This window comes from Candidatus Phytoplasma tritici (genome assembly GCF_000495255.1).
Taxonomy (GTDB): Bacteria; Bacillota_I; Bacilli_A; order Acholeplasmatales; family Acholeplasmataceae; genus Phytoplasma; species Phytoplasma tritici.
Window position 1 is genome coordinate 1 of record NZ_AVAO01000005.1, and the last position, 12,206, is coordinate 12,206.

A 12,206-nucleotide genomic window follows, 5' to 3' on the forward strand; every position below is an offset into this window, starting at 1 on the left:
AAAAAACAAAAGAAAGAAAATTTATTGATGGTGAAACTCAATTAAATATTTTAAAATTAATTTTAAAAGAGAATCAAGAATTGAAATTATATATTAAATTTTTATTATGAAAAATTAAATTATTATAATTTAATAACTTTTGATGTTTTATTAATTGAAACTGGTGATTTTATTGAATTTGTTGAAAGAAATAATGGTTTAATTTATAATCGTCCTGTTTTTATTGATTAATTTCAAGATTTAAATTATTTTTATTATTTTATTGTTAAAGTAGCTAATGAATTAATTGATAATAAGGAATATTTACAATTATCTTTTAGTGAAAAAAAATATATAGATTTTATAAATTTTTCTTTTTTTAATAATTGTTATCAATAAGTTAATTATTTGTGCGAAAAAATTAAAAATTCTTTAATGTATCCTATAACTGTTCTTTGTCGTAGTAATGGTGAATTACAAAAACTTAAAGATGAGTTTGAAAAAACCAAATTCCTTTTACTACTGTTGATAAAAATATTAAAGATTGCAAAATTATTTTGTCAACGATACATGGATATAAAGGATATGAAAATGCATGTGTTTATTTAATTGGTTGGCAAAACTGAAATGAATCACAAGATAAAGTTTTAGAAAAAAAATAATTTATACTGCAATAACTCGTGCTGAATATGATATTTAAATTTTAACTTTAAATGATTCTTTTATTTTTATAGATTATTTTTATTCTTTGGTAAAAAAAGAATTAATTTCTGATGATTTTGCAAAAGGATTAAGTGATAAAATTTTTGATTTAGATTGTTTAAAAATTAATTTACCTAATTCAAAAGATATAAAAATTTATGATGAATTATCTATTACTATTAAAATTTATAATGAAAAAGTTAAACAATTAGAAAAACAACATAAATTAAATCAAATTATTGAATCTGATTATAAGAAATATTATTTTAAATTATGTGTTTTATTTAAGGAAATTTCTAAAAATATTTATAAAGTACAAAAAAAAGATAATGGTTTAGAGACTCGTTTAAAATGTTTTAATTATCCTATGTTTGAATCTTTGGAAAGAATTAAATATCATAAAAAATATCTAAGATTAAAATAAGAAGAAAGACAATTAAGATTAAGTGATTATGATTTGGAATTTGATTATTCTTTGAAAAAACAATTAAAAAAAGTTAAAGTTCAAGAAAATAAACCAAAATTAAAAATTTTAAGGCATTATCGAGATTCTACTCAAAATGCTAAGGATAAAGCTTTATATAATTTTAAAGATTCTAAAAATTTATCTTTTGTTACTTTAACAGCACCTTATGATGATTTACAAGGTAAATCTATCAAATATACTTGTGAACTTAATATTATGGGACAATTAAGAAATCGTTTTATTCGTTTAGTAAGAAAAACTTATTTATCAAATTTGCTTCAACAGTTTCCTCAAAAAGATTTGGTTTATTCTAAAATAAAATATTTTCGTTATTTTTGATCTTTGGAAACTACTAGATTAGGAATTATTCATTATCATTTTCTTTTTAGTTTTGATGTTTTAAAGTCTTTTGGTGGATATTCTCGTTATTTATGTACTGATAAAGATATATGCTTTGGGTTTGAAAAACCGATCTATTAAGTGAAATAAGAGTATTTGTTATGATGATTATTTAATGCATAAAATATATGAAAAAGGCAATATTAAAATACCTCAAAATTATTATGAGAAAAAGAATGTTAAAGTGCCACAAATTACTTTTCTTTGGGCTAATGCTTATGCATCTGTTATGAACAAAAATAATAATATAAAACATTATAAACATTTAAATCCAATTAGTCAAAATATGCAAATTTATAGACCATCAGAAACAAATCTTAAAAAATGTTAAAAATTGAAATTGATAAATGTAAAGTTTTTTATAAAGGAACTTTTGATATAAAAGATTATATTCCAAAAATTGTTTCTTATGTTAGTAAATATATTACTAAAAATGATAAACAAATTGAAACTAATGCTTCTATTGGAATTGATTTTTATATTCGTCATTTGTTTGGATTTTCTCGTACATGTTTTTCTTGTCCTCAAGAATCTTTTTTTGCATTATTTCCTTATGATATAATTAAAGAAATAGAATTAAGTTCATTTCCAATAGTTAATTTTAATTTTTCTAATATATTTGAATGGAATATTAAACAAACAATTAATGGAAGAAATATTAAAATTCCACACAATTTAACTTTGTTGTTTAAATCTTATATGGCTCCAAATCAATTTCAAAATTATAATTATTTTAGTTTAAATTTATCTAGTATTCAATCAAAAAATTATTTTCTTAATAAGGATTTTAAAAAATATTTTAAATTACAAAAACTTAAATTAAAACTTAAAATTATTAATGTTATAATATAAGTAATAAGAAAAAGATTTTTTTAAAAAGAAACAATATTTTGAAAAAACTCAGTAATCGCCTACAAAAAATCCCTTGAATTAATAATTTTTTTAAGGAACGTTATATTTCGTAATTATAATCTATTATTTAATTTTATCTAAGGTAAATTTCAATATTTTGGTTAAAAATAGCATTGTTATTTTGTATTATTTCGCTTTGAATAAAAATTTTATCTTGTTTAAAGTTTTGTTTTGCCATTTATTAAAAGGGTTTTGCAATAATTTAATCCAGTGCGAATCCAAAGGTTCTTGAAAATTGTTATTTCTTTTTTAAGCAAATCAAGTTATTTTTGTATTTAAGTATTTTTTTGGGGATTTATTATTTGTTCTAATGTTTAAGAATCAGTTAATTCTGAAATAGATTCTAAATTTGCAATAGTTGGTTTGATAAGTTCTTGGGTTAAAATATTTTGCATACGTGATAATTCTTTTGATGATATCTAAGACCGTTAATTCCATAAAAATGTTTTTTTGAGTGTTTTTGGATTACAGATGCAAATTCTATTTCTTTATTTAAAGTTTTGTCTCACTTTTTTCTTTGATTTGATTTTGGTGAGTTTTTTTATAGTTTTTGAGGGTTTGGAATTGAGGTTTACTAATAGGCTGCTGTTTCATTAATAATTTTATGATTTAGTCTTTGATTTCTAAATTGCAAATAAACTAATCCAATTAATAATGAAGTTTGTTCCTTTGTGATTTAAAATATTTAAAATATATCCAAAATGTAAATAATGCAATATATTAAAATAATACTAAAATATTTAAAAGTTATTTTAAAAGTTGTATAATATCTTTATAAAGAAAAAAAGTAAAAAAATATGGTATTAAAAAACTAGTTTACATTATTTTATTTAATTAACTAAAAATAATTTATTAATAAAAATAAAAAAAAGAAAAAAGGAAATATTCATGTTAAAAAGACAAGCCAAAGAACAAAAAATTAGAAGAATGTTGAAAAAAGTTAATATTGATAAATTAAAAATTGTTATTTTGAAAAATTGTAGTAAAAAAACTCATTTTGAAGTTAAAAATCAAATTATTTTTGTCAATCCTCAAGTTAAAGTTATTGTATATCAAGTTTTGGAAGAATTGAAGAAAAAAATGGATTTGACAAATAATTAGTCATTTACGCAAATTATATATTTAATTTATTAGATTCATTTATAATTTATAATATAGTTGTTTTTATAAGATTTTCTAATTCTTGCATATCTTTTTGAAATATGGTAGTTATATTGCTATTTTGAGCTATTTTTTGAATTATTTTTTTGGAGAGTTTGGATTTTTTTATCAATTCTATTAAATTAAAAGATTGTTTTCTTAATTGTTTTATTAAAATATTTTGTTCTGGATAGGATTCAAGTTTTGCATTTGAATTAGCCATCAATTTTTTTATAAAATCTTTAATTTCTGTGATTTTGAATTTGCCTGCATTTATATCAATTACAATTTTATTTTTTTCAAGTGGTGGGGGGGTTAGTAGTTTTTTAATATTTTATCTATATCATTGATATAGGTTTTTAATTTATCAAAAATATTTGTTGCTGTTTTGGCCATTTATTTGTGTTATGAAATAATTGTTCTTGTAAAGTAAATCAAAATCCCTAATCCACCACAACAATTAACCCATAAAATGGAAAATCCCCCAACACCAATCTTACAAGCAACATCTATTCAACAATCATTCAATCCAACTATTATTGAAAATGAAGAATCAACTTTAACTAATAATAATGAAGTTAAAGAAGAGACAAATCAAGAAGAAAAAACTCAAGAAGAAAGTAAAACTGGTAACCTTAACAATCCCTGATCATGGTTCAGTTGATCAATCAAAAACTGAACCAAAAAATCTCCAACAAGAACAACTCCAACACACACTACCACTTGGCGAGGAATTAAAAGAAAATAATAAAACAACTGAAACGCAACAACTAACTCCTGAAGAAATCATCAAAGCCAAAAACTTATTAGAAATTCAACTTCAACAAGAAAAAATTAATAGTTTAACTTTTAGAAACTCAAAAAGCTAATTTAGAACATGATTTAACTCAAAAACAAGAAGAATTAGAAAACAATCAAAAACTATCTCAAGAAGAAAAACAAGAACTTCAAAAAGAAATCAATCAACAAACCGACAAAATCAGTTCTAAAGAAAACGAAATCTTTAACCAAGATCAAAAGATTAATCAACTAGAAACTGATCTTCACCAAGAAAAAACGATCAACACTGAAAAAGAAAAACAAATTAATCAATTAATCAATCAAATCAACGAACAAAACCAAATGACCGAACAACTCCAAAACCAACTCCAAGAACAAAAAGCCTTAATTGAAACGAAAAACCAAGAATTAATAACCAATCAAGTTTTATCCGAACAAGAAAAACAAACCCTCCAAAATGAAATCAATCAATTAACTATTAATTTTCAACAAAAAGAAAAAGAATATCAAGCAACTATCTACCAAAAAGATCAAGAAATCACCCAACTAAACCAAATCATCAACGAACAAGCCAATGAAATTAACCGTTTAAGCGAAGAATTAGAACAACAAATCGACAAATGGGTTCAACAAGGCCTTCATATCGAAGCTCTAGAAGGAACCATTAAAGCTTTAGAAAACGTCTCTGGTAAATATATCGGAGGAAGAACTCAATCAATGATTGAAATTCATTACACCTTTGATGGCCTTAATGGAGTCGGTTATTATCAACAACAACTCGCTAACAAAGACAAAATTGGCTCTTTCTAATTTATGAACATCCAAAAACTTATCGAAAAACAAAAAGAACCCTCTAACTTAGTTTGTTACATCGAAGACCGTCATCCTTTCGACCGTTGGAATAAAAATGGCGATACTTACAACCATACCACTTTAAATGGATTCGATTCCGCTTATTTCGATAAAAAAGATGATAGTCAATTATATTTATATGTAAAATTCGAAAAACAACAAAACAAAGGCCCAGGCAACAACTCTTTAATCGTTAAATACAAAGGCCCTAAACACTTCTTAGACGACAACAAAGACTATTTTATTCGTGTATTTTTGGATGGATAAAGTTCCCTCAAGATAAATTTTCGAACCTTTATGTAAATATTTCTTCATGTTTTCGGCTTGATTTCTAAAAACTACACAAGGGATAAATTGGGTTATCTCTTTGTTATTAACCGCTAATTGAAAATCGATTTTAGGAATTTGTTCGTTGTTTGAATTGATATATTGTTTTTCTAAATCATGGCTTATACGGCCAATTAATTGAACTTTATTTAACATATTTTATTTTTCCTTACTTTTTGATATATATTTAATTTCTTCATTAATAAAACTTTTTAAAACAAATGTATTGAACGACTATCTGATTTGTTGATGTTGGAATCGTTTATTACTGTTGTTTCAAGAATTTTATGCTTGGTTTTGATATAAAAAAAGATTACTTTGAAAGTAATCTGGTTTTTATTTTTTTATTGTTTTGAATAACTAGTTTAACGTCATTACGGACGAGCGATAGGTTTTAACGTTTTTTTAATTTTTTGATAGCGATGTTTTTAATATTTTCTACTTGTTTTAAAAATAAATTAAGTTTTTCAGCTATTTCGGTATTGGTATAACATCCTTGATAATCTTCGTTAATATTTCCTAAAGGAACACCAAAACTTAAATAGATAATTTTGAATTCGTTTTCACTTAATTTAGCTTTCATTTTTTTTAAAAAAATTTCATGATTAACTTGTTTTAACCATAATTGATGAGGGTTTAAATTATTTATTTGATATGGTTCATAAAACTCTTCTTTAAAAGAAAGATTATCAATTTTATGATTTTTTTGGGGGATTGAAGGTGAATGGCTTTTTCTTATTAGTTCATTGATTGCAAATTTTATTTTTGGAGTTGCATAAGTAACAAAGTCATAACCTAAATCTTGGTAATTATTTAGGGCTTTGATTAATCCTAAAATCCCTTCTTGATATAAATCTTCTTTAGTTAAAACTCGAGGATAATATTTAAATTGATAAACTATTTTTTTGACTAATGGTAAATGAAGTGTGATTAATTGATTACGAATTTCTAAATTCTTTTTATTTTTTAAAAAATCTTTAAATAATTCTTGTCTTAACATTAGAATCCTTTCTAAAAACGTTTTTAGAAAAGATAAGAAATTATTTTTTTTAGTCTTAGAAAAGAAAAAAAGACTAACTTAATAGTTAGTCTTAAAGAGTTTTTAAAAAGTAAAAAGTGTCTAAAGTTTTGGAACAGTTCAAAGTTATTAATTGTTTTAAAGCGCGTTGTTCGTTAGTTAATTGATTCATTTTTTACTCCTTGGTTATTATTTTTTAATTATATTGATATTAGAAAAGGGGATGAATTCGTTGGTAAGTAAGTTTTGTAAGAATTTATCGGCTGAATTGGAAAATAGATTAATTACCTCGTTTATACCTTGGACTTTTCCTTGATTTATTTTGTTGTTGAGTCTTTGGGTTTCCGTTCCATTATTAGTTAATAGATAGAATTCAAAGCGTGTATCTAGTTTTTTTAATTGTTGACCTTCTACCATGGCTTGTTTATAACGGTCTCGGAGGCAGGTTTTGAAATTGAAGGCCATTATTCGTTTGGTTTTAGTGAATAAAACCAAATCGAATTTAATGTCAGGTATAAAAAATAAATGTGATTGGGGGTATAAATGGGTGATTCCTTTATTGTTTAGATATAACAAAATTAAATATTCATTGATTTTACCACGGATTGATTTTTGACTTTGTGAATTGTAGTGGTTGTTTTGGAGATATTCGTTTAGGAGATTGTGGGTTTGTGTCATATACTCATTAAATGGTTGGTTGAATAATGAGGGTTGGATTATAAGTTTGGTGATGTCAACACATAAAGATTGGTGGTTAAAAACATTGATATTGTTGAAATGTAAATTATTTAATTGATTCATTTGATTATTCCTTTCTAAATAAAAAAAAGACTCTTGGTTAGAGTCTTTTGGGGTTTTTGAAATTTATTTTTTTAGTACGCCATCGAATGGTGCCATCTTTTTTAATAGTTTTGATTTTACCGTTGCTATAATGGATATATAGATTACCGTTTTGGTATTTTTTCTTAATTATTATTGCCATTTGATATTTCTCCTATTTTTTTGATTATTTGTTTTGTGTTGGATTTCCAAGTTTTGGGTTCCATTGCATTTAAAATAATTTGGGGACCTAGTTTTTTGTTTAAAAACTCTTGAAACCTTTTTCTACTTGATAAAAATATGATAATGGGCTTGTTTCAATAACATCGAGTGTGTGATTAGTTTGATTTGCTTTGCGGTTTAGCCCTGTTTGTGGGTCGATTTTTAAATAAACTGTTAAATTTGGTTTAATAAATAATTTAGTTAAATTGTTAAAAAAATAATATTTTTTATCAATTCGATTAGGATATACGCGATAGGCGAAATTAGAGCCTAACCAACGGTCAACTAAAATGATTTTGTTTGTTTCTAAGTGGGGTTTGATGAGTTCTTCTTGGGTTTGAATCATATTGGCGAAACTTAAAAAATATCTAGTTAAATTGTGTAATTTGTTATGCGTTAAAAATGTTTCGCGTATGGATTCCCCAATTGTAGAACTTCCTAATCCGCGAACAACGATTACTTCTTTTCCTTGTTTTTTTAATCCGTGCTTAACGCTTTTTATTAAACCTGTTTTTCCGCTACCGTCTAATCCTTCGAATATAATTAATTTCATTGTAATTCTCCTTTTAATCTAATTTTGGGTATAAAAAAAGACCTTCAATTTGAAGGTCTTATTTGTGATTTAGTTTGGTTAATTGTTTTAAATAAATTGTTTGTGATAATTCTTTTTTTTGTGTTATGTAGTAATTCTAAATATTTTTTACTGTCTTTAATCATTTTATTAATGAAGTTATTATCTTGGTAAATGCGAACTACATGATAATTTGTGTCATTAAAATAAATTAAAAAATAAGCGAATTTAACTTGGCTACAGTAGAGTTGACATTGAACTTGGGCCCAGTAGTTTTTAGGGACTTCTTTGTTTGCAAAAAAGCCGTTCCAAGATGGGGGTGTGGTGTTGAATTCGTTAACATAAGGGAATTTGATTTCTAATAAAGTGTTGGTTTTTGAGTTGTATCCATCAAGTGAGGATGGAAACATTTGGACTTTATCGTCGGTAAAGATGGTATCGGGAAATTTTAGATTAGTGGTTTTTTCAAAGAAACTACACGCTAAGGGTTCGGTTTTGTTTCCATGTTAGGTGTATTTGTTGGTGGTAAAAGCAGTTCTAAATATTTTGTCACGGACTAATTGGGCGGCTAAGGTTATAAATTTATCATTGCCCGTGATGCTAACTATTTCGGAGGCGTTAATGTATTTTTGGCGATGTTGGTACCATTGTTGAGGTTCTTTGGTTGAGGTTGGGTATAAAAAAAGACTCTCGTGATGAGAGTCTTGGGTTGGATTTATTTGTTGGTTTTGGGGGTTGTTAATATTTGTATTAAATATATATTAAATTGTTTTTTAATTGGGATTATTTTAATTTATTTATTATATTTATGTTTTTCGCCATATCTTCTAATGATAAATCTTTATCTTTAACATAATAACTAATTTTTATGGGTTTATTTGGATTTATTCTAACATTTTTGGTTTCAATGTTATAAATCGTTTGAAGGGGTTTATTTTTTTCCATTGCCATTACTTGATGATTATTGGTGATAAAAAATAATCCTAAAAAAGTAAATAGAACTATTATTAATAAATATAATTGTTTTTTTAATCTAAAAATTAACATTTTTCTCTCTTTTCTGTTTTTTATTTATTTTCTTTTGTGTTGTGTTTTTTGGGTATATAGGGTGATGTAGCCTTGTTTGGGGTTGAAGTGTAGGTAGTAGGTTTTGCTTTTCAAAACGCCTTCAAGACTTCTTTCGTTTGAGGTGCAGTTTACTTCATCCATGAAAAAGTCTTTATCTTCTTCGAGTAGGTGTTTGGGGCCTTCGTATTTGAGTTTTATGTAATGATTTGATGGATCTATACGAACACCATTGCCCCCACCAAATTGTGAATCATTTTGTTTTCTTTTGTGTAGAAACCATCAAACTCATCTACTCGCATACCCTCATCGTACCATTTGTCAAATGGGTTTTTTACAAATAGGGCGAGGTCGGCGGGTTCGTGTTCGCGGTGGTGACCGCGTCCTAGGCCGTAGAGGCCGTAGAAGGTGTAAGTTCTTTTAATCATCGGAACACCTTCTTGCGCGATATCGGTTAATAGCCAACTTTTATTATTATTTTTTTGTAAATTATTTTCATTATATGTGTATTTTGCACCGCTTTTTGTTTGAAACCACTCCTCTTGGGTTTCTATTTTGGTTGAGGGAATTTCGTAGATTTTAGGTTTTGATTTGATTATATCATATTTATTATCTAAAAATAAAAATACTCCAAATCCAAAAACTGAAACAGACATCATGACATAATAAATAATCAAACCCATCTTTATATTGACTTTTTTAATCCTATTTGTATTTTCTCGTTTTTGAATAAACCAAATCCATAAAGGGATTGACCCAAAAATGATACCCAAAAAAAATACAATAGTTAATATCTTAAATAATTCCATTCTATCTTAAATTTCCTTTTTTTAACTTACTTTTATTTTAACATAAATAGAACAATAATGCAAAAAAATATTCATTATTGTTACCATCCAAGCCATTGTTTGTATGTGTCCCATTTTGATGCAACAGATGCGGCACCACTAATTAAACCACCTATGCCTCCGCCAATAATCGTACCGACACCAGGTAAAATGGCAGAGCCCAATGAAGCTCCTATTATGGCTCCTGATTTCGTTGAAATAACTGTGTTTACTACTGCACCTGTTCTTTCTACGCTTTTGTCCCATTTGGAGGTTTTGATTTTTAGTTGGTCGGCTTTGGTGGTTAGGGTTGATTTGTCTTCTTCTAATCTAAGGATTTGGTCATCTAATTGCTTTTTCATTGCTTTGTGAGCAAGTTGTTCGGTTCTCAATTGCTCTTTTAGTTTTTCGATTTCGTGTTGTAGTTCTTTGTTTTCGAATCCTAATGAACCGCTTGCGCCTTCAAGTCCTGAGATTGCACCTTCTAGTTGTTGGATTTTGATTGCTTGTTGTTTAAAGGTTTTCATGTTGGTTTCAATTTCGGCGGTTAGTTTGATGATTTGTTCTGCTTGTTCTTGGATGGTTTGTTGTAGTTTTGCTATTTCTTCATCTTTTTGTAGTTGAATTTCGTTAGCTTCTAAGATGTTGATTTTGCCTTTTAAGTCTTTAATTTGAGTTTGTTTATTATTTAATTGGTTAACTAATGCTTCGTTTGCATTGCCGTTTTTCACTAATTCATCTTGAATTTCTTTGATTTCTTTTTCTAGTTGTTCGTTTTCGGTTTTAGATGTGTTTAGTTGTTCTTGGATTTTATTTAAATCGTTAGTGTATTTTTCTTTTAGGTTTTTGTTTTCTAGTTTCAAAGTATCTATTTCACTTCTAAATCCTTGTTCTTTAATTTTTAGTTGTTGCATTTCGTTTTTTAAGGTTTTGATATGCGTTTCTTTGTTATTTAGTTCTTGTTGTAGAGTGTCATCAGGTTTTTGGTTGATAATTAAATCAGTGCATTCTTGTTGATATTTATTTAATTCTTGTTGTTTGTTGGTTAGTGTTTGTGTAATTTCATTCAAATTATTAGTTTTTTGTTCTAATATGGATTTATAATTATTTAGTTTATTTGGGGGAGGAGTTTCACTTACGCTGTTACTAAATTTTAAGTGCCAATATTCTTGATTTGGAAGGATGTTATAAACTTCTGGGTTGGAAAAGTCAGGATTTATAAAAAGTATTTTTTTGAAACATAAATCAGGTTTTATATAATGAAACGTATTTCCATTGATTTCTATTGGTCTACTATTTATTATTTTTTTATTTGCGTTTTGTATAAGTTGGTTGGCTTTCCGTTCGCGCATGTCTTCTGCTTCCCAAATTGGTGTTAATTCAACTGTAAAGGGGACAGGAGAGTAATACATTTGTCTATCTTTAATGTGTTGAGTGTCTATAATATTAGTTTTAACAAGCCTTATTTTATTGGCTTCAATTTCGCAATTATTTTGCCATTCATCGTAAGTTTGAGTTAAATCTGATAATTCTTTTTGTAATAATGTTTGGGGTTGTGAAAGAGTAACTAATTCTTGATTAATGGTGTTAATTTGATTTTGTTTAGTTAATAATTCTTCTCGTAGTTTGCTGGCTTTTTCATTTTTTTTTGCGATTTGTTCTTTTAGGGTTTCGGTTTCAACTTCTAATTCCTTGACAATGTTTTTGTAGTTTTCTATTTGTTTTTGGATTTCTTCCAAAGTTTTTACGTGTTGTTCCCTCAGGCTTGTTGTTTCATCTTGTTTTTGGGTTAATTGTTGGTTTTGGCAGTCGATGTGGGTTGTGTGATACTTACTACGTTGCTCATGTCAAGAATGCTTGTGCTTTCCTGGGAGATGGCATGTCCAGAATCGAGGTGATTCGGCTTTTCTGTAATTCATTTCTATTTCAGCATCAAAACTTGAATGTGTATTAAGATCCAATCATGTGCATGTACTATGACATGCAAAAGTGTGAACTACGAATGTAGCTAGGATCTTAACCTTGGATAGTTGGATTCAGTATTGTAAGGTGGGGCGCGTAGCACCAATCTTCAGTTCTTGAATCGGAGGTAGCATATCTTATGAGCCACCACAGTTCTAGATACTC

At 26.7% G+C, this 12,206-nt stretch carries 16 protein-coding genes and 3 pseudogenes; 8 read left to right on the forward strand and 11 right to left on the reverse strand.

Annotated features, from left to right (window positions below):
- Window positions 1-727 precede the first annotated feature (727 nt).
- The 4 genes from N747_RS03895 (at window position 728) to N747_RS0103170 (ending at window position 3,559) form a co-directional block, all read left to right on the forward strand.
- A complete protein-coding gene (locus N747_RS03895) occupies window positions 728-1,105 on the forward strand; it encodes a hypothetical protein (RefSeq protein WP_024563750.1) in 378 nt (125 codons plus the stop codon).
- A 33-nt stretch (window positions 1,106-1,138) separates the two neighbouring features.
- A complete protein-coding gene (locus N747_RS03900) occupies window positions 1,139-1,486 on the forward strand; it encodes a hypothetical protein (protein WP_024563751.1) in 348 nt (115 codons plus the stop codon).
- A 384-nt stretch (window positions 1,487-1,870) separates the two neighbouring features.
- Complete coding sequence (locus N747_RS04160) at window positions 1,871-2,398, forward strand: hypothetical protein (RefSeq protein ID WP_240992321.1); 528 nt, start codon at window positions 1,871-1,873, stop codon at window positions 2,396-2,398.
- Window positions 2,399-3,346: 948 nt separating this feature from the next.
- Window positions 3,347-3,559: a hypothetical protein gene (locus N747_RS0103170; RefSeq protein WP_024563754.1), complete on the forward strand. Its 213-nt coding sequence runs from the start codon at window positions 3,347-3,349 to the stop codon at window positions 3,557-3,559.
- A gap of 46 nt (window positions 3,560-3,605) precedes the next feature.
- Here N747_RS0103170 and N747_RS04165 read toward each other — a convergent pair whose 3' ends face one another.
- Window positions 3,606-3,821, reverse strand: coding sequence for a hypothetical protein (locus N747_RS04165; protein ID WP_024563755.1), 216 nt, complete (start codon window positions 3,819-3,821; stop codon window positions 3,606-3,608).
- Between the two features lie 213 nt (window positions 3,822-4,034).
- Between N747_RS04165 and N747_RS03915 the strand changes: the two are divergent.
- From N747_RS03915 to N747_RS03570, 4 genes and pseudogenes are all read left to right on the forward strand, one after another.
- Window positions 4,035-4,247 (forward strand): annotated as a pseudogene (locus N747_RS03915) (hypothetical protein); the annotation flags it as partial.
- Window positions 4,171-4,467, forward strand: coding sequence for a hypothetical protein (locus N747_RS03560; RefSeq protein ID WP_240992322.1), 297 nt, complete (start codon window positions 4,171-4,173; stop codon window positions 4,465-4,467). The pseudogene N747_RS03915 and the gene N747_RS03560, both read left to right, overlap by 77 nt.
- A 253-nt stretch (window positions 4,468-4,720) precedes the next feature.
- Window positions 4,721-5,188, forward strand: a complete 468-nt coding sequence (locus tag N747_RS03565; protein WP_240992323.1) for a hypothetical protein — start codon at window positions 4,721-4,723, stop codon at window positions 5,186-5,188.
- Window positions 5,189-5,191: 3 nt separating this feature from the next.
- Window positions 5,192-5,497: a hypothetical protein gene (locus tag N747_RS03570; RefSeq protein ID WP_240992324.1), complete on the forward strand. Its 306-nt coding sequence runs from the start codon at window positions 5,192-5,194 to the stop codon at window positions 5,495-5,497.
- Here the strand turns inward: N747_RS03570 and N747_RS0103195 are convergent.
- From N747_RS0103195 to N747_RS03590, 10 genes and pseudogenes are all read right to left on the reverse strand, one after another.
- Window positions 5,474-5,713, reverse strand: a pseudogene (locus N747_RS0103195) (single-stranded DNA-binding protein); the annotation flags it as partial. The gene N747_RS03570 and the pseudogene N747_RS0103195 sit on opposite strands and share 24 nt — an antisense overlap.
- A 238-nt stretch (window positions 5,714-5,951) precedes the next feature.
- A complete protein-coding gene (locus tag N747_RS0103200; protein WP_024563757.1) occupies window positions 5,952-6,557 on the reverse strand; it encodes a sigma-70 family RNA polymerase sigma factor in 606 nt (201 codons plus the stop codon).
- Between the two features lie 207 nt (window positions 6,558-6,764).
- Window positions 6,765-7,376 carry a hypothetical protein gene (locus N747_RS0103210; RefSeq protein WP_011412564.1) on the reverse strand — a complete coding sequence of 204 codons (612 nt, stop codon included), beginning with the start codon at window positions 7,374-7,376 and terminating at the stop codon, window positions 6,765-6,767.
- 37 nt (window positions 7,377-7,413) lie between these two features.
- Window positions 7,414-7,557, reverse strand: a complete 144-nt coding sequence (locus N747_RS04170; protein WP_240992325.1) for a hypothetical protein — start codon at window positions 7,555-7,557, stop codon at window positions 7,414-7,416.
- A gap of 99 nt (window positions 7,558-7,656) precedes the next feature.
- Window positions 7,657-8,169, reverse strand: coding sequence for a dTMP kinase (gene tmk, locus N747_RS03575; protein WP_240992326.1), 513 nt, complete (start codon window positions 8,167-8,169; stop codon window positions 7,657-7,659).
- 58 nt (window positions 8,170-8,227) lie between these two features.
- A pseudogene (locus N747_RS04305) lies at window positions 8,228-8,865 on the reverse strand (lambda-exonuclease family protein).
- A gap of 105 nt (window positions 8,866-8,970) precedes the next feature.
- Entirely contained in the window at window positions 8,971-9,234 is a 264-nt protein-coding gene (locus N747_RS0103230) for an SVM family protein (protein WP_024563758.1), read from the reverse strand.
- Between the two features lie 24 nt (window positions 9,235-9,258).
- Complete coding sequence (locus N747_RS04245; protein WP_320408508.1) at window positions 9,259-9,396, reverse strand: hypothetical protein; 138 nt, start codon at window positions 9,394-9,396, stop codon at window positions 9,259-9,261.
- 74 nt (window positions 9,397-9,470) lie between these two features.
- Window positions 9,471-9,935, reverse strand: coding sequence for a hypothetical protein (locus N747_RS04250; RefSeq protein ID WP_320408509.1), 465 nt, complete (start codon window positions 9,933-9,935; stop codon window positions 9,471-9,473).
- A 206-nt stretch (window positions 9,936-10,141) separates the two neighbouring features.
- Window positions 10,142-11,809 (reverse strand): hypothetical protein, encoded by a 1,668-nt coding sequence (locus tag N747_RS03590; RefSeq protein ID WP_420885273.1) that lies wholly within the window; start codon window positions 11,807-11,809, stop codon window positions 10,142-10,144.
- Between the last annotated feature and the right edge of the window lie 397 nt (window positions 11,810-12,206).